Raw genomic sequence first — 23,258 nt, 5'->3', positions numbered from 1 at the left:
GACGTAACTGGAGGTGTTCCAAGTGCCGTTGGGGCTATGTGACGAGAACTGAAGAGCCTGCCGAGAATTCCTGCGCACTTACTTACCAGTGCCGTTTGTCGCTGTCCACGCGCACCATCAGCCACCTCGCCGGTCTGCTGCGACGGCATCTGAAGGTGATCCGCTCCAGGTGGCGGATCCTGCCGACTGGAAAGATCGCGGTGATCGTCCTGGCCGTGCTGCGGCACGACCAACGCCTGGCCGACATGGCCGGCGGCAACGACGTGTCCGAGTCCACCGTCCGCCGCCGGCGGGACGAGCTCATCGGCCTGCTCGCCGCGCAGGCCCCACGCCTGGACCGTGCCTTGAAGAAGGTCGCCAAGCAGGGCGGGGAGGTCGTCCTGATCGACGGCACCCTCATCCGTACCCAACGTCGCACCGGCAAAGCCGACCGGCGGAACTACTCCGGCAAGCACCGCAGCCACGGCCTGCGCTTCCTCGCCCTCACCGACGAGAACGGGCGCCTGATCTGGATATCCGCCGCCCGGCCCGGTCGTCATCGCCTGTCACGACCAGCGCGTCAACTCCGTACGCTCAGCCTTGCTGAGTACCAGTTCTGACTTGTGGCGGCCCGGCCGCGGCTCGTCCGCCAGTCCCACCATCCGCCGGTCAGCGAACCGTGAGCGCTACTTGCGTACCGTCTCCGTGGATACCCTGAAGTCCGCCGGCAGACGCGTGTTTGATGCGCCTTCCGCGCAGGCCGCAACGATCCGGGCCCGCTCCGCCACACGAGCTGGGACGTGCCACACAAGGCCGCCGTACCTCATGTGTGATGAACTGTGGCCCGGTTTCGAGACGTTGATCTCGTCTCGAACAAGAGAGTGGGAGGGACCGTGGACCTTGGTGGGGGGACGTGGCAGCGACTGACCGCCGTGGTGCTCGTCATGGCGGTGGCGGCCGGGTGTACGGGGCAGGGCGAAGGCGCGGGCGGCGGAAACGACGAAGACCTGCTGCGGAACCACGACTGGACGCAGATGCCGGGCACCACCGCGCGGAACGGCATCCTGCGGGTCAGCGCATCGGATCGGCACATCGTGGAGCAGGACTCCTCCGGCGGCCAGCCCAACCCCCCGCTGAACCTGGCCGGCCCGCATCTTAGGTCCGAGGGCGACTTCACCGTCACCGCGCGCATGTCCGGTGTGGGTGACGATGACGGCGGCTCATGGCTGCGGCTGTACGGACGGGTACCGGTCATCTACGACGAGTGGCGGCAGGAGCGGCCCTCACTCCGCGTCGGCGTGACCGCCGACGGACAAGTGAGGGTACAGATATGGGACGGCGAGGGCGATGAGCCGGCCACCTCCAAGGATTTCGACTGCGGTTGCTCCGGGACGGTGACGCTCGCCGTGTCGAGCATCGGTGACACCTTCCGCGTGAAAGCCGACGGGCGGCGGCTGGGAACCGTGCAGGACCCGGGGGTGTTCGCCGAGGGCACTGTCTGGTTCGGTCTGGAGGCGGACGCGGGCGAAGACGAGCGCCGCGAGGGATGGCGTCTGACGCAGCTGATCGCGCGGGCGGAGAGCGGTGACTCGCTCCGCGTGATCAAGGCGCCGCAGCTACGCCAGGAGCAGTCCGACGACTCGCTGCGTGCGCGGGCCGCAGACGTGGGGCGGCCGTTCGACGTCGGCGCCGCCCTGGCCGAGAACCCGCTGTTCACCGACTCACGCTACCGGGCGCTCGCGGGGAGCCAGTTCTCCATGCTCACTCCGGAGAACGCGTTCAAGCCACAGTTCCTCCACCCACGCCGGGGCGTCTACGACTTCCGCGACGCGGACCTACTCGTACGCTTCGCCCGCGCAAACGACATGAAGGTGCACGCGCACACCCTCGTCTGGCACGAGGCTCTGCCCAACTGGATGCGGGAGAACGACGACCCCGAGGAGGTGCGCCGGACCATGCTCCGGCACATCGCCATGGTCGCCGGGCACTTCAAGGGAAAGGTCGCGGAATGGGATGTGGTCAACGAGCCCATGTCCGACGACGAGGAGAGCTACACCAACGGGGATCTCGGTCTGCGCTCCGAACAGAGCCCGTGGTTCGAGGCCATGGGCGAGGAGTACATCGACGAGGCGTTCAGGGCCGCCCACCGGGCCGATCCGAAGGCACGGCTGTTCCTCAACGAGTACGGGGTCGAGGAGGAAGGCGAGCGGTGGGACGCCCTTTACGATCTGGTCAAGCGGCTCAAGGAACGCGGCGTACCGATCGACGGCGTGGGTTTCCAGAACCATGAGTACGCACCCGGCGACCGCATCGACCCGGAGACCTTCCGCAGCCATGTGCGGGACCTGGCGGAGCTCGGGGTTCAGGCGCGGGTGTCGGAGATGGACGTCCTCATAAGTGAGGACGAGGAGGACGGGCGGCAGACCCAGGCTGATGAGATGGCGGGCAAGCTGCGGGTCTGCCTGGAGGAGCCGAACTGCACATCGTTCTCCACATGGGGATTCACCGACCGGTACGGTTCCACCGCCGACACCAAGATCTATCCTCCGCGCACGGCCGATTCCCTGCCGTGGGACGCGGCCCTGCGGCCGAAGCCGGCGTACGAGCGCCTGCTCGAGACCTTTGACGAGGCGTGAGGAATCAAGATGCGATCTCTCGGTTTGGTGTCGGTGGTAGTGAGAGTCAGTGAGCCGTTTCCCACCTGACGGGAGGTTGGACGGGCGTCCCTGGCCGCGGACATGAAGGAAGCTCCTGGTAGACGGGTTCACGACCGAGATCACCAGTCCGCCAGGAGCTTTCGTGTGCTTGTCTGCCCGTCCGCCATCGATCTGTCCAGCCGCACCCTGCGCCACCTCTCTGGTCTTCTCGCAGGTCACCGCCGCCGCATCGGCTCCCGGTGGCGTCGCCTGACCTGCGGCCGACAGGCCCTGCTCGTCCTGGCCCACCTGCGCTGCGGCGACACCTACGCCCGCCTCGCAGCAGGTTTCCGCATCGGGATCGCCACGGCCTACCGCTACATACGCGAGGCCGTCGACCTCCTGGCCGACCTCGCGCCCACGCTGGAACGAGCCATGGAGACCCGTGCGGAAGAGGGCGTACGTGATCCTCGACGGCACCGTGCTGCCGATCGACCTCATCGACGCAGCACTGGCCCAGGCCCCGCGCATCGGCTCCGCGCGCATGACCGGCATGCTCCACGCCCGCGCCTGTCGGGCCCACGCGCCCGGTCGGCGACGCCCGCGCCGCCGACCGGGCCGCGAACGCCGCCCTGGACACCTACGCGCAGGCCGGCCCCATGGAAGCGGACCCGGCTTGCGTCTACTGGTTCAACCTCGGCGAAACTCACCAGCTCCTGGGCAGCTCCGCCCTCAGCCTCGGCAACCCCCGCCAAGCCCTCAAGCACTTCCAGGACGCCTCCACCGCCCACCACAGCGAAGGCGAGGCGTACAACGGCGACGCCTTCCCGCGGGGCACGCCATTTACCTCGCACGTCTCGCGCAGGCTCATCTCGCCCTGGGAGACATCGACGCCGCCGTCGACACCGCCCACACCGCCGTCACCCGCATGGGAGGCGTCACCTCCGCACGCGGCACCAGCACCCTGCACGACCTGAGGCAAAAACTCGGACGCCGCCGCGGCGTACCCGTCGTCGCGGACTTCCTCAACTACACCGCCGACACAGCGTGAGCGGCCCGCCGGTGGCTTTGTCCACGAGAATGGACAGCCGATATACGCCGCTCCCGGAGGCACCTCGATCGGCGACTGTTCGATGTTCACGGGAATGAGCAGCACGCCGTCCGCACGTGACGACCGCCCGTAAGCGTGCTTGTGTCCGGGCGGGGAGCCGTCATGCGGGTCTCCGAACTGAAGGCGCAGGGGTGACCGCCCCGAGGAGGGCCGGCGCAGTCCGATTGCAGTGACGGACGTGACTGCCTGTCAGGCGCGGCTCGAGGCCGGCTCCGATTCAGCTGCGGAGCGGGGGTGGCCCATGGCCGAGAGCAGGTAGCTGGCCACCACTGTCACCACGGCCTTCGGACTGCTCTCGGGTCCGCGCCTCAGCTCGTCCTGTTCCATCGCTGGTGGTCAGCCGCGCACGTGCAGCCCGAAACCCGTGCGTCCCGCCGGTTCCAGTCCCTCCTTCAGGTGCAGCGAGGGGATCTCGTAGTCGCCGGAGTTCTGCCGCCGGAATGCGATCGGCTCGGTCGACTCCAGGGTGAGCAGGCGCTGTTCCCAGGTCTTGGCGACGTCCGAATAGTCTTCGCCGGTCATCCGGTCGGCGCCGTACAGCACGAACGGCGGCAGCACCTCGATGCCCGGGTAGTAGAGGATGCCGTGCTGGATCGGGAACAGCAGATCGTCGATGGGGCCGTTGATCCCGCGAGCGGCGTAATGCGACTCCGGGCCGCCGGCGGTCACCGACAGCAGAGCCCTCCTGCCCGCGAGGGTGCCTTCACCGAATCGCTCGCCGTACTTGGTGTCGCTGTGCTCGCCGACGCCGTATGCGAAGTGGTACGTGAAGACCCGGTCGACCCAGCCCTTGAGGATTGCGGGCATCGAGTACCACCACAGCGGGAACTGGAAGATGACCGTGTCGGCCCACAGCAGCTTCTCCTGCTCGGCGAGGACGTCCGCGGTGAGCGTCCCGGAGTCGAAGGCCCGGCCCGAGTCCAGGGCGACCTTCAGCGGACGGGAGGCGTTGGGGCCGTAGTCCGCAGCGTCCACGACCGCCTTCCAGTTCATTGCGTACAGATCGCTCACCCGTACCTCGTGCCCGGCGTTCGACAGCGTGGACACCGCGAGGTCCTTCAGGGAGCCGTTGAGCGACTTCGGCTCCGGGTGGGCGTAGACGATCAGCGTCTTCATGGAAACTCCTTCGGATCGGATGCCTCCGATCCTGGACGCCACGGCGCCCGGCGTTCAGGGGCTCATGTTCCGTCGGACGGGACTTCCTGGTAACGGCAGGACCACCTTCACGGGCACCCGCCGGGGCCATACTGGGCACATGGACGATCTCGCGGGCTTCCTGCGGACCCGGCGTTCCCGGGTCGACCCGGCGACCGCCGGCATCCCCACCGACAGCCGCCGCCGGGTCGAAGGACTGCGCCGCGAAGAGGTCGCGCACCTGTCCGGAGTCAGCGTCGACTACTACGTCCGCCTGGAGCAGGGCCGCGCGACCCAGCCCTCCGAGCAGGTCCTCGACGCCCTCGCCCGCGTCCTGGGCCTCGACGAGACCGAACGCGGGCACCTCTACCGGCTCGCCCGGCAGCGTCGCCACCGCGCGAAGGCACCAGGCGGGCGGGTCCGGCCGGAGTTGCTGCGCGTCCTGGACCTGGTAACCGACGCACCCGCGCTGATCATGAACCACCGCATGGACGTACTCGCCGGGAACCGCCTCGCCGGACTCCTCTACGGCCGCCCGATGCCGGGGCTGAACACCGCCCGGCACATCTTCCTCGAGGAAGCCGAGCGCGGCCTGTACGCGGACTGGGAGAACTGCACCCTCGACGTGGTCGGGCACCTGCGCCTGGCCGCCGGCAAATACCCCGAGGATCCCCGCCTGGCCTCACTCATCGGCGAGCTGGCGATGGGCAGTGAACGCTTCCGCCGCCTCTGGGCCCGCGCGGACGTGCGCGCCCGCACACATGGACGTAAGGCGTACCGGCACCCCCTGGTCGGCCTGCTGGAACTGCACCATGAGAACTTCGCGCTGCCGAACGAATCAGGCATCGAGCTACTGGTGCTGTCCGCGTCCCCCGGCAGCCCCGCCGAGGACGGACTGCGCCTGCTCGCCGGCCTGGGCGCTGACGACGGCAATGCACATCCCCCAGTGAACGCCCAGATCCGCGAGTAACTCAGCGACGCCCTCACCGCCGGCCCCCACCACACAAGAAGTCGGGATGATGCTGGCTGCTGTCGAGTCTGCTGGACAGTTCGATTGCTGTGTGCGGCGGGGTGTCTCCCGAAGTGCTGTACATCTGCTGTCCATTCTCGTGGACAAAGCCAGGCGGGCTGTCGTGCGGCGTGGCCGAGGGCTTCCGGTGCTGCGGGAGAAGGGACTGTTGGCGGCCGGGGTGGACGTCGGGCCGCTGCGGCGGATCACCGTGGTGCTGGGGCGTGCGGGCGGCGGGAAATGGCACGCTCCTGCCAAGGAGGCGAAGTGGCGGAGCCATTGCCGGTGTGCGGAGCACCTGACGGGTAGTCCGCTCGCTTTGCTGGATGTCTGTGAGCAGGTGTGCCGTCACTGTGCCCCTGTGGTGGGGGTGGAACCGGGCGAGGAGGCGCTGTGGCGGGCACAGCGGTCGATGTCGTGGTGTCTGATGGGCGGGTGCGCAGGCTGGAGGAGCAGGGGGCGGGCCCGCGGTCCTGGGAGGGTCATGCGCGGGCACTGTGGGAGGCAGCCCGGCACCGCGATGCGGAGGTTCGCCGCGGGCTCGAGCCATGGACGGCTGACCTTTTGGTCGGTGCGGGCGCGCGGCAGGTGCTTGAGGCGTGGTCGGGAGTACTGGAGCGTTCCGAGGCTGCGCTGGTGAGCTGGCTGGCGGGCGGCGCCCGCAGCGCGCGAGGTGACGTCGGTCAGCGGGGCGTGCGATGCGATGGCCGCCGACGGGGACGTGCAGCGCAAGGGCCAGGAGTTGGCGGCCGCGGTACTGCGGTCCCGGTGGGCGCAGCTGTTCGACGTGTGGACGGCCGTCCGGCGGGCGTGGAGCGGCGTCCGGGTCAGGTGCCCGCGGGCGGCACTGGTGGCCTCCCGGCTGCGGGCACCGGCCGGGAGGTAAGCGGGCGGGCGGCGCCTTCGTCCCTGGCCAGTCCTGGACCGGGGACGGGGGCGTCACCGTCTACTCTGCTTCCTCGGCAGGCACCAAGTAGGTACCATGCGGGTATGCCGTCACTGAATGTGTCCTTCACCGATGACGAGATGGAAGGCGTGCGTGCTGCCGCCGCCGCTGAGGGCAAGAGCCTCAAGCAGTACCTGCACGACCTGGGCGTGCGCGAGATGCACCGTAAGCGGTTCGTGGCGGGCGCTGCGTCCTGGGCGGACAGACTGCGCGAGGAGTTCGACGCGGCGTTCCCGGAGGAGATTCCTTCCTCCGAGCGCGACCGGGGAGCCACTGCCGCCTGATGAGCGAGACCCTGCACGTAGATGTCTCCTGGCTCCTGGACGTTCAGGACATCGCCCTCGGCCACGACGACGTGTCCGTCACCGACTACTCGGCCCTCGTCGCGGCCGTCGCCCGCCACAAGACCCGCACGCCGACGCTCGCCGAGTCCAACCCCGACGCCGCGTGGCGTGCTGCCGCGCTCCTGCACACCATCGTGCGGCTCGAACCGCTCCCCCACCGCAACAGCCTCTTCGCCGCCTTCGTCACCACCCAGTACCTCGACCAGTCCGGTGAAGGCATCGACCCGCCCTACGGAGCGCTGTCCGACCTGATCAGAAAGGCCCGCGAAACCCGGCTGAAGATCTACGACATCGCGGACACACTCCGCTCCTGGCGTATCTGAACGGCCAGCATCGGCCGGCGGACGGGTTACGGCCCGCGCCGCTCCTCCCTCCTTGTCCCTGGGACAAGGAGGGAGGAGCCGTCAGTCCGCGCTGGTGAGCGGATGCTGATCGCCGCGCAGATAGCGAGTGACCATGTCCACCAGTTCGTTCTCGAGCACCTCGACCGGGACGATCCGCGGGTGAGCCATGAGCCTGTGCGTGTTGATCTCTACGGTGAACATGATCAGCTCGGCCGCGGTGTCGAGGTCTCGCACGCGGACATCCGGGTGCCGGGCGAGGATGTCGCGCACCTGGCCGACGCGGTTCCTTCTGTGCCGGTCGATCGTGTCGAGCAATTCCTGTGAGCGCGGCGCCTCCTCGATCATGATCCGGAGCAGCTGCGGGTCGTCGCGGTGGTTGTCGATCGCATCGCCGACCAGTGCCCGCACCGTGGTCTCCAGGCTCCCGGCGGACAGCTCGAGTTGGTCGGCCTGGGTCCACGTGCCACGGTCGAGGTGCCGTACCAGCAGCTCGACGAGGATGGCGTCCTTATTCGGGAAGTACTGGTACAGCGAGCCGATGGAGATGCGGGCGCGTTCGGCGATGCGGTTGGTGGTGCCGGCGGCGTAGCCGTGCTCGGCGAAAACGTGAGCAGCGGCGGTAAGGATGCGCTCGCGGGTAAGTTCGGCGCGCACCTGGCTGGGCTTGCGACGTGGCTGAAGACGGCGGTCGGCCGACGGCATCTGTGAGGCCTCCACAAGGCATCGAAAGCGAGTAGCCAAAGAGCTGAGCTATTGCTCAGAATAGTGCCATGAGCTGCAAAAACAAGACCCCGTCTGAACTATGTGACGAGCTGTGATCCCCAAGGTGCACCTACCTGAGTCGCGCACGATGATCACTCTTGAGGTGCGGCGTCGCGAGTTCCTCACACCGGGCTTCGTGAGCGTCACGCTCGGCGGGTCGGCGGTGCGGAACCTCGCCGTCTCGGGCAACGACCAGGCGGTCCGCCTGTTCTTCCCACGCGAGGGACAGACCGCATTGCGGATGCCGACCGTTTCGAACGAGGCATGGATGGCCCAGCTGATGCTGATGCCGAAGTCGGTCCGTCCGTGGGTGCGCAACCTGACGATCCGGCGCGCGCGGCCCGCAGACGACGAAATCGACATCGAGTTCGCCCTGCACGGTGACTCCCCCATGTCGTCCTGGGCCCGCCGGGCCGAACCGGGCGACCCAGCCGGAATCTTCGACATCGGCACCACGTACCGGCTGCCGGAGCACGCGGAGGCGCAACTGCTGGTCGGGGACGAGACCGCGCTCCCCGCCCTCTTGTCGATCCTCGACGGAAGACCGCCCTCCCTGACCACGGAGGTCTACCTGGAGGTGGCGACCGCAGCCGACATCCGGTCCGTCGAGGCTCCCGCCGGCGTCCGCGTCCACTGGTTCAGCCGCGACGGCCACGACGACGAAGATCTGCGGCCCGGCGCCTTGGTACTGGACGCGGTGCGCCGCGCACCGCTCCCGCCCGGCCGCTTCTACACGTGGGTCGCGGGCGAGTCCCGGCTGGCCACAACGGTGCGGCGGCATCTGGTCAACGACCGTGGCGTGCCCAAGCGTGACATTTCATTCTTCGGTTACTGGCGCCTGGGCCGGTCCAGCCCCGGCTGAGAGGAATTCCTGTGCAAGCAAACCGGTTGGGTGCCCCACGCCGACTGACGGCGGTGGACGAGGTCGAAACGGTCGTCGGCCGCCCGGCGTCGGCGGTCATGCTCAAGCAGATCAGCGCCCTCGACGAGGGCTGCCGGTCCGTACTCGCCCGATCTCCGGTCGCGGCTTTCGGCTACCGGGACATGGATGGCATCAGCAGGACGACCTTCATCGGCGGCACGCCGGGGTTCGCACGCGTCCACTCGCCCACGCGGATCTCGTTTTCCCTGCCCGAGTCCGGCGATCCACAGGGTCCGGTCTCCTTCTTCTTTCTCCTGCCGGGCGTCGGCGAGATCCTGCGCGTCAATGGCACGGTGGCCGTGCGCAAGGGCGCGGGGAGGGCCGTCCATGTCGACATCGAGGAGGCGTACGTGCACTGCGCGCAGGCCGTCCTTCGATCCCGTCTGTGGCAGTCGCCCGCCCCGGCCGGGCCGGCTGCCGTCTTCGCAGACGACGGGCCCCTGTCCCGCCCCGGCGTCACCGAGTTTCTGGCCACGGCCCCGTTCCTCGCACTGTCCACCTGGGACGCGTGCGGCGGGAGCGACACGAGTCCGCGCGGGGACCGGCAGGCGGTAGCGCGGATCCTCGACAGCCGCACGCTCGCCATCCCGGACCGCAAGGGCAACAAACGGGCCGACACGTTGCACAATCTGCTGCAGGACGACCGGCTGTCGTTCGCCGCGCTCGTTCCGGGGCGCAGCGATGTACTGCGGGTCCGCGGACGCGGCGCGATCACCGACGATCCCGCGCTGCTGGAAACGATGGCGCTGCGCGGAACAACCCCGCACCTGGCACTGCTCATCGACGTCGAGCACGCCGAGGTGACCGGCAGCGACGCCATGGCGCGCTCGCGGCTGTGGACTCCCGGCGCACACATCGACCGCGGCACGATGCCGGACCTGCTGGCGCTGGCGGGAGAACACCTCGCGGCCGGTTTGGCCAGGACCAACGGCGGTCCATCCGCGTTCCTGCTCAAGCGCGTCGGGGCGATCCCGGGGGTGAACCGGTTGCTGCGGCTGGTGACGAACCGTGTCTACCGTTCCGGACTACGCAAGGAGGGCTATGCGGACATCGAGCCCGGTGCGGGCGGCCGGCGCCGTGGCCTCGTGCGCCGCCGTTCCGCCGACGGCGGCGGGACGGAGAGGACACGGAGCCCTCTGCGGGAGGTGCGCGTCGCCGAGATGCGCAGGGAGACACCGAGCACGATCACCCTGGCGCTGGAGGACATCGGCAAAGGCCCGGGAACGTTCGGCTTCCGGCCCGGCCAGTTCTTCACGCTCGTCGCTGACATCGACGGACGCACGGTGCGGCGAGCCTACTCGGCCTCGTCCGCACCCGGGTCGTCCCGGCTCGAAGTTACCGTCAAGCACATCGAGGGCGGCCGGTTCTCCACCCACGTGCACCGGGATCTCCGCGTCGGGGACCGCCTCGCGGTGCGCGGCCCGTCCGGGTCCTTCCACGCCGAGCCGCAGCCCTCGGATCAGATCGTGCTCGTCGCAGCGGGCAGCGGCGTGACACCGATGATGAGCATGATCCGCACACGGCTCGCCGTCCAGCCGGGCCGCGACCGGATCGCGCTGCTCTACAGCAGCCGCAGCGCTGAAGAGATCATCTTCGGTGACGAACTGGCCCGGCTGGCGAAAGACCATCCCGACCGGCTCTCAGTCACCCATGTCCTGACCCGGAGGGACGGACGGCTCGACGCAGACGGCATACGTCGCTGGGTCACCAGTCTGTCCCCGGCCCAGGACGCCCACTACTACGTGTGCGGTCCCGGACCGCTCATGGACGCCGTCCAGGACGTCCTGCACGAGCTTGGAGTCCCGGACGAGCTGGTGCACCAGGAGCACTACACCAGCGGAGCGGACACCGGGACCGCGGCGACCGTGCCGCAGAAGATGACTGTCGAGCAGTACGGGCACCCCATCGGCACGGTGGTGATCGAGCCCGGCCAGACACTGCTCGACGCGGGACTGACCGCAGGGCTACCGATGCCCTACTCCTGCACGGTCGGGAACTGCGGCGACTGCATGGTGCGGCTCCGCAGCGGAGACGTCACGCAGAACGAGCCGAACTGCCTCACGTCACGGCAGAGAGCCGACGGCTATGTGCTGACGTGCGTGGGCTGCCCACTGTCCGAGGTCACCCTCGACATCACGGACCAGTGAGCTCCTTCGAGCTGGCCACCGACCAGGTGACGGTCCGTGAAGCGCGCGCCGTGGGGAAGACCCCACCGGACGCCTCAGTTCATAGGAGGCGGCTTTCAGGCCCATGGGCGTGAAGTTGCGCAGCATGGCCCGACCCAAGGCATTACTCCCTTCTCCACCAGGCCGCTGTCCTTGCCGAAAACCTCATCCGCCGAGGTGGGAGCCGGTGTGCGAGATGCGCGGGTTCTCGAGCACGGACGCTGGGATCGGTGCTCTCGCGGGACTGGCGATCACCCCGGCATGACGGCTGGCCGTGCTGCTGCGACTGGCTTACCTGACCGTGACGAACACGTTCGCCGTGCTGTGCCTGCTGCCCATGGGCGACCGGGGCAAGGACACGGAGGCCCTCGTCCTCCGGCGTCAGATCACGGTGCTGAAGCGCCAACTCGATGGCAAGAAGGTTCGGTTCTCCCGGATGCTCGCGCGTTCCTGGCGACGTTGCTGCACCGCCTGCCTTCGTAGGGGCGTTGTCACGTTGTTGGGTGTGCGGGTGTCTGACGGCGTGTCGGGGTGTGGTGGGGCCGGGTGCCGGCCCTGGGCTCAGGCCGCGGCAGGCCGGCTGGTGACGCCGGTGACCTGCTCCCAGACAGCGAAGCGGGCGGTCATCCCGGCGCGGTGTTGGGTGCCGGTCATCAGGTGGCGGCGGGGCCGGAAGTGGGGTGTGATGCCGCTGAACGCGGCCAGGAACCGCTGCGCGGCGCCCACGCTGCGGAAGCCTTTCATCGCCCGTTCTCGTTGCCGGGTGGGCTGGTGGCTGTTCTCGGCCCGGTTGTTCAGGCCCTTGCGGGAACGGTGCTCGACGAAGGGCACGACCTCGCGGTGGGCCGCGCCGTGGGAGCGGAGCTTGTCCGTGACGATCACCCGCGGCACCCCTCCCGTCTTCGTCAGCAGCGTGCGGAAGAAGCGCCTGGCCGCAGCCGTGTCCCGGCAGCTCTGCCCCAGGATGTCCAGCACCATCCCGTCCTGGTCCACAGCCCGCCACAGGTATTTCCGCTCACCGTTGATCTTGATGAAGACCTCGTCCAGATGCCACTTGTCGCCGAGCTGAGGCTGTCGGCGGCGCAGGCCGTTGGCGTACTGCTGACCGAACTTCAGGCACCAGCGCCGGACGGTCTCGTACGAGACGATCATGCCGCGCTCCAGCATCAGTTCCTCGACCTCCCGGAAACTGAGCGGGAAGCGGAAGCACAGCCACACGCAGTGCGAGATCACCTCGACCGGATACCGGTGGCCCCCGTACGACGGCGCGCTGTCCACGGGCGGTCCCCCTCCACCATGACCAACCCGAAGATCACCCCACCCGGTCAGCCAACGTGACAGCACCCCGCGAAGCGCTCGGCGCCGATGTCGTCGACGGAGACGACGACGCAGATCCACGTCGTGTCGTGGATCTGGTCATCGCTGACCAGGGTGTTCTCGTCCACCAGCCGCTGATCGACCGAGAAGATCGGCTCGCCACGTGAGCGCTGCGCGGGCCGTGTCCGGCCGTGCGGAGTGCCGGCCGGACACGGGCTGCGCCGCCGCCGGATCAGTGCGAGTCGGCGGGGACGGGCGAGAGCCGGTAGGCGCCCTCGTGAGTGACGACGCGGCCGGCGGTGGGCGGCGCGAAGTGGGTGCCCAGGAGGAGGGTGTCCGTGCCGGCGAGTGAGCCGAGCAGCGTGCGGCGCGAGGCCTCGGACCGCTCGGGTTCGATGTCGACGCAGGCCCCGATGGTGGGGTGAGCGAGCTGGACGGGGTGGTGGATGCAGTCGCCGGTCATCAAAGCCGTCTTTCCGCGGCTGGTCAGCTCGAGGGCGACGTGGCCGGGGGTGTGCCCGGGGGTGGGGATCAGGCGCAGGCCCGGGACGACCTCGACGCCGTCGGCGGGGACATCGACGAGGTTGAGCAGCCCCGCCTCCTCCACCGGGATCACGGAGTCGCGGAACATCTGCTTGCGCGCCTCCTCCATGTCGTACCCGGCCCAGAACTCCCGCTCGACGCGTGAGGTGATGTAGCGGGCGTTGGGGAAGGTGGGAACCCACTCGCCGTTCACCTCGTGGGTGTTCCAGCCGACGTGGTCGGCGTGCAGGTGGGTGAGGACCACCAGGTCGACGGAGTCCGGGGGGAACCCGGCGGCGGTGAGGCGCTGAAGGTAGCCGGTGTTCAGGTTGTGCCAGGCGGGGTTGGCCCGCTCCTTGCCGTTGCCGATGCCGGTGTCCACCAGGATGCGCAGCCCGCCGGCGGTGAACGCGAAGCTGTGGCTGTCGATGTGCAGGATGCCCTCGTCGTCGGCGAAGTGGGGGCGCAGCCAGTCCTGCCCGGCGACGACCTCCGGGGTGGCGTCGGGCAGCAGCCACGGTCCGGTGGCGGGCGGCAGGAGGACCTCGTCGATGCGGTGGACGGTGACGTCGCCCACGGTCCAGGAAGGGATGGCGGTCGGGTCGGTGGCCGGTGCGGTGCTCATGATCGGTCGTTTCCTTGTGTCTCGTTACGGAAGGCCGTTGTGTGCGCTGTGGGCTGCCCTGCGTCTCGACACGGCGAGTGCTGCCAGGGCCGCGACGGTGAGCAGGGCGGCGACGATGGCATGGGCGTGGGCGGTGGTGCGCAGCCCGTAGTGCTGGGTGGCGGCGCCCGCGGCGATGGCGGGCAGGCTCATGGACAGGTAACTGAGGACGTAGTAGGCGGCCAGGGTCGCGGCGCGGTCCTGCTCGTCGAGCGAGGCGAGCGTCATGCGCAGCGCCCCTTGGGAGACGGCGCCGAAGGCGACTCCGGCCAGGGCCGCGCCGCCGTAGACGGCGGGCAGGCCGGCGCCGTGCAGACCGAGCAGGCTCAGGGCCGCGGACGGTATGACGGCCAGGCTGCCGCCGGTGGCGGCGGCGCGCGGCGCCGTGCGCCGCAGTGCCCACACGGTGACCGTGGCCGCGGCGGTGAGCACGAAGAAGACCATGCCGCCGGCCGCCTGTGAGGCACCGGGGGCCACGAGGTGCACGAGCGCCGGTCCAAGGGAGGAGTAGAAGCCGCCCAGGGCCCAGATGGCGGCGACAGCGGTGCCGACCGCCAGCAGGGCGCTGCGCGCCGAGGGCGGCACGGCGAGGTGAGGGCGCAGCGACCGCAGGGCGCCGGCGTGCGGGTGGGCCGTCTCCGCGGTGAATGCGACCGTGATCGCCTGGGCGGCGAAGAGGACCGCCAGCAGGACGTACACGGTGACCGTGGGGGCGGGGGCGAAGCGGACGAGGAGGGTGGAGGCCAGGACGCCGGCGGCCATACCCGCCACCGGGGCGATGCTGTTGGTCAGGGCGGACCGGCCCGGACGCAGGGGGTCGTGAAGGTCGAGGAGGGCCGCGCCCGCGCCGCTGGTGGCCGCGCCGGTGGCCGCTCCCTGCAGGATCCGGGCGGTGATCAGCGCTTCGGTGCCGTCCGCCGTGGCCAGCAGCACCATGGAGGCGGCCTCCAGCAGCAGGGCACCCACCAGGACGGGGCGTCGCCCGAGGTGGTCGGAGAGCGCTCCGGTGGTGAGCAGGGTCAGCAGCAGCGTCAGGGAGTAGGCGCTGAAGACCACGGTGATGGTGAGCGCGGACAGGTCCCAGGCGTCCTGGTAGTGGGGGTAGAGGGGCGTCGGCGCACTGGATGCCGCGAGGAGCGCGGCCAGGATCGAGGCGTCCAGGACGAAGGACGCCGCGCGGTGGGCGGTCTGGGTGCGGGCTCCCGGGTGGCTGGACTGCGCAGATGCGCGGGGCGTGACGGTGGACATGGGACTCCGTGGCGCTAAATGCAACGAGTTTGCTTTAAGTCACCGTAGGCTCTACGGTCGACTAACGCAAACCTTTAGCTTTTGGCGCCGGGGGTTGCTCCGCCCCTCCAGCCCTGAGGAGAGAACGTCCATGTCCTCCGCTGAACTCACCCCGCCGGAAGCGGCCCGCTGGGCCGCCCGCGCCGGGCTCCCGCTGCCTGCCGACCGCCACGCCGCGGTCGCAGCCACCGCCAACCACATCCACTCCGTCGTCGCGGTCCTGCGGGAGCTGAACTTCGGGGACACCCCGCCCGCCCCCGCCTACCGCGCGGAACAGGAGATGCACGATGCAGCCGTATGAACTGTCCCTGAACGCAGCCGCCGACGCGATCCGGGCTCGGCAGCTGTCCCCCGTCGAGCTGGCTGACTCCGTCCTGGAGCGCATCGAACAGGTGGACCCGCATCTTCAGGCCTACGTCACCGTCACCGCCGAGCACACCCGCCGGGCCGCGCGCGAAGCCGAGAACGACATCGCGGCCGGCCGCTACCGTGGTCCGCTGCACGGCATCCCGATGGGCCTCAAGGACCTGATCGACGTCGCCGGCGCGGCGACGTCGGCCAGCTCCCGCGTCCGAGCCGACCACCGCGCCCAGGCCGACAGCGCCGTCGCCGCCCGCCTGGCCGCGGCCGGAGCCATCCTGGTCGGCAAGACCCACACCCACGAGTTCGCCTACGGGCTGACCACCCCGCAGACCAGCAACGCCTGGGACACCGGCCGGGTCGCCGGCGGCTCCAGCGGCGGATCCTCCGTCGCCGTCGCCGCGGGCACCGCGACCTTCACCCTGGGCACCGACACCGGCGGATCGATCCGGGTGCCCGCCGCGCTGAACGGGGTCGTCGGCCTCAAGCCGACGTACGGCCTCGTCCCCCGCCACGGCGTCACGTCCCTGTCCTGGTCACTGGACCACGTCGGCCCGATCACCCGCACCGTCGAGGACGCGGCCCTGGTCCTGACCGCCCTGGCCGGACACGACCCCCGAGACCCCGCCTCCCTGACCACACCCGACACGGACTACCGGCCGGCCTCGGATGCGGGCCTGACGGGGCTGCGCGTGGGCGTGCCGCGCAACCACTACTTCGACCACGTCGACGAGGAGGTGGAAGCCGCCGTACGGCGCGCCATCGACCAGCTTCGGGCCCTCGGTGCGCGCCTCGTCGAGGTCGAGATCCCCATGACCCGCTACATCCAGGCCACCCAGTGGGGCCTGATGGTGCCCGAGGCAACCGCCTACCACGAGAGCACCCTGCGCACGGTCCCCGAGCTCTACCAGGGCGACGTCCGTATCCTCCTCGAGGCCGGCGAACTGATGCCCGCCGGCGACTACCTGCGCGCCCAGCGCTCCCGCACCCTCATGCGGCAGGAATGGGCGCGCATGCTGCAGGAGGTCGACCTGATCGTCGCCCCCACCGTCCCGGCGACCGCGGTCAAGGCCGGCCAGGAGACGATCACCTGGGCCGACGGCACCGTCGAGGGCGTCTCCGACGCCTACGTACGCCTCTCGTCCCCCGCCAACATCACCGGGGTGCCGTCCCTGTCCGTCCCCGTCGGCCACGATGCGGCAGGCATGCCGATCGGCATGCAGCTCCTCGGGCGACCGCTCGGCGAGAGTGTGCTCCTGCGAGTCGGCCACGCCTACGAGCAGACCCAACCCGCCCGCGAGCTCGCGCGCGCAGCGTGAACGCGCGCTTGAGCCCGGCCTCACCACTCGGCCGGGCCCGAAAGCGCCGTTCGGCTCCGATCGGCCAGGTGCCGCAAGAAGAAGACCGTCGCACGGAGGTGGGCGGCTCGCTAGACGCAATGATTTTGCTTTAAGGTGGGTTTTATGAGCAGGCAGATGGTGCGCCCCGGCGGGCGCAGCGCCCGGGTCCAGGCATCGGTCCACACCGCCGTACGCGAACTCGCGTCGGAAGCGGGCCGGGACGCCCTGACCGTACCGCTGATCGCCCAGCGTGCGGGCGTGACACCGTCGACGATCTACCGCCGCTGGGGGGATCTGCAGGAACTGCTGTCGGACGTAGCGGTCGAGCGCCTGCGGCCCGACACCGCACCCAACGACCACGGTGCCCTGTCGTCCGACCTGACGGCCTGGGCCGAGCAGTTCCTCGACGAAATGGCCTCCCCCACCGGCCGCGCCTACATCCGCGACGCCCTGCTCGGCGACCCGGACGGCAGCAACGCCGGCCAGTGCTCGGCCTACGCCGCCGACCAGATCAACCTCGTCCTCACCCGAGCAGCCGAACGCGGGGAGAAGACGCCCGAGGTCGAGACGGTCATCGACCGCGTCGTCGCGCCCATGATGTACCGCATCCTCTTCCGTCCGGACGGACTCGACGCCACGTACGCGCGCCGACTCGTGGCAGGGGTCCTCGGCCAGACCGGCCCGTGACCAGGTGATCGCACCGGCGTGCCTCGCGGGCAGCGCCTGCGATGCCCGGGCCTCGGAGGCCGGCCGGACCTCGCCGCGTCCCCAGTCCTCCGGCGGACGATCCCGAGGCGTACCCGGAACACTTCCCGAGCACGCCGAGGCCGGTCACCAGCCGGTGACGCGTTGCCGGAAAGCCTCGATCACGGGCGCGCCGCCTGTGCTCCGGGTGCTGTCGATGACGTGGTAGCCGTGGTGCTGGGCGGCGGTGGCGCAGGCGTGGTTGGACAGGATGCGCAGGCGGGTGCCAGTGGGCAGGTCGGGCAGGTGGGCACCATCGCGGGCGGTGAGGGTGCCGTGTTCCTGGCTGGCGGCGGTCATGACCAGTCCGGGGATCGGGTTGCCGTCCAATTCTCTGTCAAGTCGAGCGTGTTGCGACCTGCCGCATGAAGCGGCCATGCCCCCCTCCGAGTGACACCGTGGCCCTGTATTCGAGAGTGAGCAACGTTTGTCGACGGTTTCGGGCAGCAGGGTTCAAAGATGTCGATGAGAACTCGCAACGCTGTCGGAGGGGTAGGCCCTTCTCCACTGCCGGTTCGTGCTTCTGGTGCACTCCGCACCGGTCGTCGGCAGACGCTGTTTCCCTGGAATCACGCCGGTGCGATGGCCTTCTCGGCGGCGTGACGGCGCTTCCAGTACGCGACAGTCAGCACGGCCAGCAGCGGCCCCCAGAGGATCAGTGGCGCGTAGCAGAGATAGAACCAGGCAGCCTCCCAGCCGCTGGCCTGGCTCGGGTAGCCGTCCGGCAGGTCGTCGCCTCGGATCGTGGTGCCCTTGATCTCGGATGCGGTGAACAGCAGAGTGAACAGGAGGGTGAGGATCGTGGCCCCGACGGCGGCTGGGGTGACCGCTGCCTTCGGCGGGACCCGGCAGCCGCGCAGGACTGGGACCCGGCGTGGGAACACCTCGCCCCAGCGGGCGATCAGGCCTATCGCGGTGAACGCAAGAATCTCAGACGTGATCGACAGGAAAACGACGTACGCCCGCTCACCGGCCCCGACCCCGTCGTCGAACGCGGCCGGGAGCCGCCAGATGCTCGATGGCAGGACGGTTAAGGGCACCGCATAGGCCACAAGTTGAATCTGTCGGGACACTCCGGCAACGGGCGCGTGGGCCGCCCGCCACACAGCGCGAAGCCGTCCGGGCCGGACGGCGGCCGGATCTTCGACGTGCAGGAGCGGATGCATATGCGGTCCTCGGTTTCGGTGGATCGGTGGCCAACCCGTTCAGTAATGAAGATCCCAGTCATGGGGCCACCGAGGATCGCTCCGTGGATTGAACTCGTCTCCGGCCGAGGACCGATGGAACGGTGGACCACAGAATGACGGCAGGGTGCCACCTGGTCACCGGAGTCGGGCTGCGCAAGCCTGTCCGATCGCCGCGTACAAGGCGTCCCGCAGCCCAACGCAAAGCACTTCGACACCGTCACTGCAAGCCCTCGAACGTTGCCGGAACTCGGAGACACCGCTCTCCGGTGGAACCAGGCGTTCCCGGCCCCGAGCGACAAGTGGTGTTGGATCCCGTCGACAAAACCAGACACCGCGTCCTTCAACTACAAAGGTCGGCCTCCGCGCCTCATCCGGACTCCGGCATGAGGCGCGGGGGACTGCAAAACGTTCGGGCCTCGGCCAACTGCGGCCGCGTCAGCGGTAGAACGGAGACATCGGCAACAGCCGCCTGCGGCTTGGAAGACACACCATCATGCTCACACTGCCGAAGCCCCCACCACCACAGAACCAACGAAAAACTCAGTAGTCGGCGTTCCCGAAGTCATGGGTCTTGCTTCTCCGATGGCCGACGGAAGACCACCCCTGCTGCTGCAGTCTCTCGAACCCGTCCAGGAGGAGATCCAGCGCGAACTCGAACTCGAACTGATCGTCACAGCCCTGACCCGCCACGGACTCCGTGTCATGAACCACCGCGCCAGCGAGCTCCATCACGTACGGGTACTCCCCGGCGTCCCTCTGGGAGGGGGCCGTCTGCGCTCGCGGACCGGGGCCGGGTGGAGCGTCGAACAGTTCCTGCGTTATGCCCATCATGCGGCTGCCCAGAGCGTGCATCACATGGTGCGTCAGGTCGATGGAAAAGCCACCGTTCCGGAACATGCCGATCACAGAGTCCATGTACGTAAGCACGACCGGTGTCGGGCTGCTTCGTGACTGGAGTACTCGGGCCGCCCAAGGATGTCCGAGGAAAGCGCGTCGCGCCGAGAGAATCCTGTGGCGTACCGCGCTCTTCCAGTTGGATCCCGGTGCCGGCGGATCGATCTCGCCCATGACGACATCGACCATGCCGTCCAGGAGTTGCTCCTTGTTCGAGACGTGCTTGTAGAGCGCCATCGGCACCACGCCCAGGTCCTTCGCGAGGCTGCGCATGCTCAGCGCTTCGATCCCGATGTCATCGGCGAGCGCAACAGCCGCCCGCAGCACCCGGTCCCTGCTCAGAGGGGGGCGGCGCTCCGCCTCCGCCTGTTGAGCCATATCGCCACCAGCTCCCTTGGGATGTCCGTATCAGCGTCTCGGCTTGACGAGTGTACGGCGTACACCTACCGTGAGTCCTAGGTGTACGCCGTACACCATCTTCTGGGGGGTGTGGTTCCTAGTGGTATCAGCCAAAAGAACTGCCGTCGTCGCAGGCGTGTTCTTCCTTGTCACCGAGGTGGCAGCGATCGGCGGGCTGGCACTGTACGGCCCTGTCCTACAGGACGCGGACTACGTTGCCGGTCCCGGTGCCGACACACGGGTGTTCCTCGGCGCACTGTTCGAAATTGTCCTGGCGGCGGCCGTCGTAGGCACTGGGGTCGTCCTGTACCCAGTCCTCAAAAAGCACAACGAGGGGGCCGCGCTGGGCTATGTGTGCGCCCGGCTTCTCGAAGCCGCTGTCATCATCGTCGGCATCATCAGCGTTCTGTCGATCGTGACGCTGCGGACGGAGCTCGAAGGAGCGGCGGACAGCGATGCCACATCACTCGTCACGGCTGGCAAGGCCCTGGTGGCCATCCATGACTGGACGTTCCTCATGGGGCCCAACTTCATCTTGGGAGCGAACTCGCTGGTGCTCGCGTGGTTGATGTACCGCGCCGGGCTCGTCCCACGGCTCATTGCCGTACTGGGTCTTGTCGGGGGCGCACTGATCTGCGCTTCGGCGACCGGAGTGATGTTCGGGCTGTACGAGCAGATCTCCGTGGCGGGGTCGGTAGCGGCGCTCCCCGTGTTCGCGTGGGAAGTGAGTCTTGCCGTCTGGCTCATCACCAAGGGGTTCGAACCGGCTGCCCTCCTCGAGGAGGGCAGCAGCGGAAGGGACTGCTGCAGGGTTGGGTGACAGCGGGGTTTACTGATCATTTCAGAATGAGCTTGGTGTAGGGCTTGGCTGTGGGCGGGGCCGACGGCAGACTTCTGCGAGTGTCGGATGATCTTGTGCCTGATGATCTGTGGGATCGTGTCGCCCCGTTGCTTCCTCCTCGCCCGCCGCGGCGTCGGCGGTATCCGGGCCGGCTGCCGGCGGATGACCGGGCCGCCCTGCGCGGGATCGTCTATGTCCTGCGCACGGGCGTGACCTGGGCGGACGTGCCGGCCGAGACGATCGGCTGCAGCGGGGTGACGTGCTGGCGGCGACTGCGGGACTGGACCGAGGCCGGCGTCCGGCCCCGCCTGCACGCCATCCTCCTCGCGGAACTCCGCAGAACGGGTCGGGTCTGCTGGAGATGAAGGACGCCGCGGTCGACGGCTCGCACGTCCGGGCCCTGAAAGGGGGCTCACACCGGACCTTCGCCGGTCGACCGCGGCCGCCCAGGAAGCAAGCACCATGTGATCACCGACCGGCACGGAATACCTCTTGCGGTGTCCCTGACCGGCGGAAACCGTCACGACGTCACCCAGCTCATGCCCCTGCCGGACGCGATACCCCACATCCGCGGCCTGGTAGGCCGACCCCGTCACCGACCACGGCGGCTGTTCGCCGACCGCGGCTACGACTACGACAAGTACCGTCGCCTCCTGCGCGCTCGTGGCATCACACCGAAGACCGCACGCAAGGGCACCGCCCACGGATCCGGCCTGGGCAAGACCAGGTGGGTCGTCGAACGCACCTTCGCCCGGCTCCACCAGTTCAAACGCCGGCGGACCCGCTACGAGATACGCGCCGACCTCCACCTCGGACTGCTCCAACTCGCCTGCAGCATCATCTGCTTGCGACGACTCCGAACCTCATTCTGAAATGATCAGTAAGAACCCGGCTCAAAGGTGGGCCCGGCCCCGTCCGCCCGGCCGGCGGAGCTCAGCCCTGCGGGAGCGGACGGAACGGCCGGATCTCGTGCAGGTGCACCACCACGTCCGCGGACCTCAGCAGGTTGACCTGGTCCGGGTTCCGGGGCCAGTGCGTGCCGATCTCCCGTTTGGGACGGGTGACGTCCAGCCAGGTGCGGACCGCGGGTGGTGCGGTGCGCAGATCGAGGTACCAGTCCCGGTGGCTCACACGGTCCAGGGTGTGCTCGACCGAACCGGCCACGGAGGGCCCCGAGCGGAACACCTTCACGTCCTCGTCACGGGGGTTGGAGACACCCGCGTCGACGGCCTTGAAGGAGCCGTGGTCGAAGGCCAGGCCCACGACCCGGTAAGCGTCCCCGAGCGCGCGGCGGAGCAAACCGCCCTGGATGACCGGGTAGTCCGGGTCGTAGCCCTGCAGGTACACGTGGCCGTTGTGGGCGGCCAGCATCGTCCGGGCGCCGGTCTGCCGGAGCCACCACAGGGTGTTCTCCGCCATCACGGTGTCGCGGTAGGCCAGGCCCTCGCGTTCGTCGGCCGGGTCGTCGTAGTCGAAGGCGTCCTGGCGTGTGACCTGGTGGACGATCTCCGCGTTCTGCACCGCCCGGACGTGGTCGTCCCCGGCCACGGTGCGCCCGGCTGAGTCCCGGGCGCGCAGCAGTTGCAGGACGCGTCCGGTGCGTTCGGCCTTCTCCCGCCGCACGGCCACGGGTAGCTCGAAGGAGGCCACCATGTGTTCGCCAGCGGGCAGGGTGGGGCGCAGCCCCCGGTACAGCTCGGTGACGGCGGGCAGCAGGCCGGGGTGGGCGCGCCGGACGTGGTCGACGACCCGGTCGTACAGCTCCGGGCCGGCGTAGCCGTGGTCGTTGCCGGCGAACCTGACCGGGTCGTCGGGGTGGGCGACGTTGTACGCGCGCATCCAGTGGATCAGGTCGAGTACCTCGCCGGTCCGCATGAAGAGGTAGGCGTTCTGGAACTCCTCGGCCATGATCCGGGCGGGGTCGCCGCGCCCGGTGAGCAGGTAGTCGTCCAGACGGAGGCCCGCGCTGTAGGGGGCTTCGAGGACGAGGGTCCGGAAGCCCTTCTCCCCGACCAGGTACCGGAACACCCGGTGCTGGAGGGCGAGGAAGTCGCTGGAGCCGTGGACGGCCTGCCCGACGCCGACCAGCCGGGCGTCGCCCACCGCCTCGCCCAGGGGGCGCAGGTCGTCGAAGGGGCCGGTGGGCTCCACGGCGCGCAGCGGATGGGCTGCCTTCTCCAGGGCGGGCAGCAGGCCGGTGGACGTCGCCGATGCGGGGGGCCGCTGTCCGGCCGCTTCACGGGCGAGTCTCAGACTCGGCCGGATCTCGTGCAGGTGCACCACCAGGTCCGCCGACCTCAGCAGGTCGACCCGGTCGCCGGGCGGCGGGTAGTCCGTGCCGATCTCCCGTT

General features: G+C 69.2%; 21 protein-coding genes and 3 pseudogenes. 14 read left to right on the top strand and 10 right to left on the bottom strand.

Annotation, left to right across the window (positions count from 1 at the left end; translation table 11 throughout):
- Window positions 1-95 precede the first annotated feature (95 nt).
- The 3 genes and pseudogenes from ACF07S_RS32390 to ACF07S_RS32380 all read left to right on the top strand — a co-directional run.
- Window positions 96-599 (top strand): transposase family protein, encoded by a 504-nt coding sequence (locus ACF07S_RS32390; RefSeq protein ID WP_391975825.1) that lies wholly within the window; start codon window positions 96-98, stop codon window positions 597-599.
- Between the two features lie 273 nt (window positions 600-872).
- Window positions 873-2,615 (top strand): endo-1,4-beta-xylanase, encoded by a 1,743-nt coding sequence (locus ACF07S_RS32385; RefSeq protein ID WP_391967181.1) that lies wholly within the window; start codon window positions 873-875, stop codon window positions 2,613-2,615.
- A 165-nt stretch (window positions 2,616-2,780) separates the two neighbouring features.
- Window positions 2,781-3,123, top strand: a pseudogene (locus ACF07S_RS32380) (transposase family protein); the annotation flags it as partial.
- Window positions 3,124-3,321: 198 nt separating this feature from the next.
- Here ACF07S_RS32380 and ACF07S_RS32375 read toward each other — a convergent pair.
- Window positions 3,322-3,756 (bottom strand): hypothetical protein, encoded by a 435-nt coding sequence (locus ACF07S_RS32375; RefSeq protein ID WP_391967201.1) that lies wholly within the window; start codon window positions 3,754-3,756, stop codon window positions 3,322-3,324.
- A gap of 306 nt (window positions 3,757-4,062) precedes the next feature.
- The gene (locus ACF07S_RS32370; RefSeq protein WP_391967182.1) at window positions 4,063-4,842 is read right to left on the bottom strand and encodes an NAD(P)H-dependent oxidoreductase; all 780 of its coding nucleotides are present in this window, start codon (window positions 4,840-4,842) and stop codon (window positions 4,063-4,065) included.
- A gap of 139 nt (window positions 4,843-4,981) precedes the next feature.
- On the opposite strand from ACF07S_RS32370, the gene ACF07S_RS32365 reads away from it, so the two are divergent.
- The 4 genes from ACF07S_RS32365 to ACF07S_RS32350 all read left to right on the top strand — a co-directional run bounded on the left by ACF07S_RS32365 (window position 4,982) and on the right by ACF07S_RS32350 (window position 7,482).
- Window positions 4,982-5,830, top strand: coding sequence for a helix-turn-helix transcriptional regulator (locus ACF07S_RS32365; protein WP_391975824.1), 849 nt, complete (start codon window positions 4,982-4,984; stop codon window positions 5,828-5,830).
- Between the two features lie 742 nt (window positions 5,831-6,572).
- Window positions 6,573-6,755, top strand: a complete 183-nt coding sequence (locus ACF07S_RS32360) for a hypothetical protein (RefSeq protein ID WP_391975823.1) — start codon at window positions 6,573-6,575, stop codon at window positions 6,753-6,755.
- Between the two features lie 104 nt (window positions 6,756-6,859).
- Window positions 6,860-7,099, top strand: coding sequence for a hypothetical protein (locus ACF07S_RS32355; RefSeq protein WP_391967185.1), 240 nt, complete (start codon window positions 6,860-6,862; stop codon window positions 7,097-7,099).
- On the top strand, window positions 7,099-7,482 hold the full coding sequence (locus tag ACF07S_RS32350; protein ID WP_391967186.1) for a toxin Doc: 384 nt from the start codon (window positions 7,099-7,101) through the stop codon (window positions 7,480-7,482). The genes ACF07S_RS32355 and ACF07S_RS32350 overlap by 1 nt, the downstream gene beginning before the upstream one ends.
- A gap of 81 nt (window positions 7,483-7,563) precedes the next feature.
- Here the strand turns inward: ACF07S_RS32350 and ACF07S_RS32345 are convergent, their stop codons facing one another.
- Window positions 7,564-8,205, bottom strand: coding sequence for a TetR/AcrR family transcriptional regulator (locus tag ACF07S_RS32345; RefSeq protein WP_391967187.1), 642 nt, complete (start codon window positions 8,203-8,205; stop codon window positions 7,564-7,566).
- 148 nt (window positions 8,206-8,353) lie between these two features.
- On the opposite strand from ACF07S_RS32345, the gene ACF07S_RS32340 reads away from it, so the two are divergent.
- Complete coding sequence (locus ACF07S_RS32340) at window positions 8,354-9,127, top strand: siderophore-interacting protein (protein WP_391975822.1); 774 nt, start codon at window positions 8,354-8,356, stop codon at window positions 9,125-9,127.
- Between the two features lie 53 nt (window positions 9,128-9,180).
- A complete protein-coding gene (locus ACF07S_RS32335) occupies window positions 9,181-11,334 on the top strand; it encodes a 2Fe-2S iron-sulfur cluster-binding protein (RefSeq protein ID WP_391975821.1) in 2,154 nt (717 codons plus the stop codon).
- Window positions 11,335-11,913: 579 nt separating this feature from the next.
- On the opposite strand, the gene ACF07S_RS32330 is transcribed toward ACF07S_RS32335, so the two are convergent.
- From ACF07S_RS32330 to ACF07S_RS32320, 3 genes are all read right to left on the bottom strand, one after another.
- Complete coding sequence (locus tag ACF07S_RS32330) at window positions 11,914-12,630, bottom strand: IS6 family transposase (RefSeq protein ID WP_391967190.1); 717 nt, start codon at window positions 12,628-12,630, stop codon at window positions 11,914-11,916.
- A gap of 271 nt (window positions 12,631-12,901) precedes the next feature.
- Window positions 12,902-13,816, bottom strand: a complete 915-nt coding sequence (locus tag ACF07S_RS32325) for an MBL fold metallo-hydrolase (protein ID WP_391975820.1) — start codon at window positions 13,814-13,816, stop codon at window positions 12,902-12,904.
- 24 nt (window positions 13,817-13,840) lie between these two features.
- Window positions 13,841-15,103, bottom strand: a complete 1,263-nt coding sequence (locus tag ACF07S_RS32320; RefSeq protein WP_391975819.1) for an MFS transporter — start codon at window positions 15,101-15,103, stop codon at window positions 13,841-13,843.
- 130 nt (window positions 15,104-15,233) lie between these two features.
- Between ACF07S_RS32320 and ACF07S_RS32315 the strand changes: the two genes are divergently transcribed.
- From ACF07S_RS32315 to ACF07S_RS32305, 3 genes are all read left to right on the top strand, one after another.
- A complete protein-coding gene (locus ACF07S_RS32315; RefSeq protein ID WP_391967193.1) occupies window positions 15,234-15,443 on the top strand; it encodes a hypothetical protein in 210 nt (69 codons plus the stop codon).
- Entirely contained in the window at window positions 15,430-16,821 is a 1,392-nt protein-coding gene (locus ACF07S_RS32310) for an amidase (protein WP_391967194.1), read from the top strand. The genes ACF07S_RS32315 and ACF07S_RS32310 overlap by 14 nt, the downstream gene beginning before the upstream one ends.
- 144 nt (window positions 16,822-16,965) lie before the next feature.
- The gene (locus ACF07S_RS32305; RefSeq protein ID WP_391967195.1) at window positions 16,966-17,529 is read left to right on the top strand and encodes a TetR/AcrR family transcriptional regulator; all 564 of its coding nucleotides are present in this window, start codon (window positions 16,966-16,968) and stop codon (window positions 17,527-17,529) included.
- 144 nt (window positions 17,530-17,673) lie between these two features.
- Here the strand turns inward: ACF07S_RS32305 and ACF07S_RS32300 are convergent.
- The 3 genes and pseudogenes from ACF07S_RS32300 to ACF07S_RS32290 all read right to left on the bottom strand — a co-directional run.
- Window positions 17,674-17,919: pseudogene (locus ACF07S_RS32300) on the bottom strand (DSD1 family PLP-dependent enzyme); the annotation flags it as partial.
- Window positions 17,920-18,155: 236 nt separating this feature from the next.
- Window positions 18,156-18,752, bottom strand: a complete 597-nt coding sequence (locus ACF07S_RS32295; RefSeq protein ID WP_391975818.1) for a hypothetical protein — start codon at window positions 18,750-18,752, stop codon at window positions 18,156-18,158.
- 561 nt (window positions 18,753-19,313) lie between these two features.
- The gene (locus tag ACF07S_RS32290) at window positions 19,314-20,045 is read right to left on the bottom strand and encodes a TetR/AcrR family transcriptional regulator (RefSeq protein WP_391975817.1); all 732 of its coding nucleotides are present in this window, start codon (window positions 20,043-20,045) and stop codon (window positions 19,314-19,316) included.
- Between the two features lie 157 nt (window positions 20,046-20,202).
- Here ACF07S_RS32290 and ACF07S_RS32285 point away from each other — a divergent pair, with 157 nt between their 5' ends.
- Window positions 20,203-20,886, top strand: a complete 684-nt coding sequence (locus tag ACF07S_RS32285) for a DUF4386 domain-containing protein (RefSeq protein ID WP_391975816.1) — start codon at window positions 20,203-20,205, stop codon at window positions 20,884-20,886.
- 80 nt (window positions 20,887-20,966) lie between these two features.
- Window positions 20,967-21,779 (top strand): annotated as a pseudogene (locus ACF07S_RS32280) (IS5 family transposase).
- Between the two features lie 61 nt (window positions 21,780-21,840).
- On the opposite strand, the gene ACF07S_RS32275 reads toward ACF07S_RS32280, so the two are convergent.
- Window positions 21,841-23,258, bottom strand: a 1,418-nt coding sequence (locus ACF07S_RS32275) for an erythromycin esterase family protein (protein ID WP_391975815.1), incomplete at its 5' end; no start/stop codon positions are given.

The organism is Streptomyces sp. NPDC016640, from assembly GCF_043076215.1.
GTDB lineage: Bacteria > Actinomycetota > Actinomycetes > Streptomycetales > Streptomycetaceae > Streptomyces.
This window is presented reverse-complemented; position numbering and strand designations above follow the sequence as displayed.

Bases quoted from the DNA above. Each gene is read 5' to 3' on its own strand.
- ACF07S_RS32340 (WP_391975822.1), top strand. From the start codon at position 8,354: ATGATCACTCTTGAGGTGCGGCGTCGCGAGTTCCTCACACCGGGCTTC.
- ACF07S_RS32350 (WP_391967186.1), top strand. From the start codon at position 7,099: ATGAGCGAGACCCTGCACGTAGATGTCTCCTGGCTCCTGGACGTTCAG.
- ACF07S_RS32370 (WP_391967182.1), bottom strand. From the start codon at position 4,842: ATGAAGACGCTGATCGTCTACGCCCACCCGGAGCCGAAGTCGCTCAAC.
- ACF07S_RS32290 (WP_391975817.1), bottom strand. From the start codon at position 20,045: ATGGCTCAACAGGCGGAGGCGGAGCGCCGCCCCCCTCTGAGCAGGGAC.
- ACF07S_RS32305 (WP_391967195.1), top strand. From the start codon at position 16,966: ATGAGCAGGCAGATGGTGCGCCCCGGCGGGCGCAGCGCCCGGGTCCAG.
- ACF07S_RS32365 (WP_391975824.1), top strand. From the start codon at position 4,982: ATGGACGATCTCGCGGGCTTCCTGCGGACCCGGCGTTCCCGGGTCGAC.
- ACF07S_RS32320 (WP_391975819.1), bottom strand. From the start codon at position 15,103: ATGTCCACCGTCACGCCCCGCGCATCTGCGCAGTCCAGCCACCCGGGA.
- ACF07S_RS32315 (WP_391967193.1), top strand. From the start codon at position 15,234: ATGTCCTCCGCTGAACTCACCCCGCCGGAAGCGGCCCGCTGGGCCGCC.
- ACF07S_RS32355 (WP_391967185.1), top strand. From the start codon at position 6,860: ATGCCGTCACTGAATGTGTCCTTCACCGATGACGAGATGGAAGGCGTG.
- ACF07S_RS32325 (WP_391975820.1), bottom strand. From the start codon at position 13,816: ATGAGCACCGCACCGGCCACCGACCCGACCGCCATCCCTTCCTGGACC.
- ACF07S_RS32295 (WP_391975818.1), bottom strand. From the start codon at position 18,752: ATGCATCCGCTCCTGCACGTCGAAGATCCGGCCGCCGTCCGGCCCGGA.
- ACF07S_RS32345 (WP_391967187.1), bottom strand. From the start codon at position 8,205: ATGCCGTCGGCCGACCGCCGTCTTCAGCCACGTCGCAAGCCCAGCCAG.
- ACF07S_RS32360 (WP_391975823.1), top strand. From the start codon at position 6,573: ATGGCCGCCGACGGGGACGTGCAGCGCAAGGGCCAGGAGTTGGCGGCC.
- ACF07S_RS32310 (WP_391967194.1), top strand. From the start codon at position 15,430: ATGCAGCCGTATGAACTGTCCCTGAACGCAGCCGCCGACGCGATCCGG.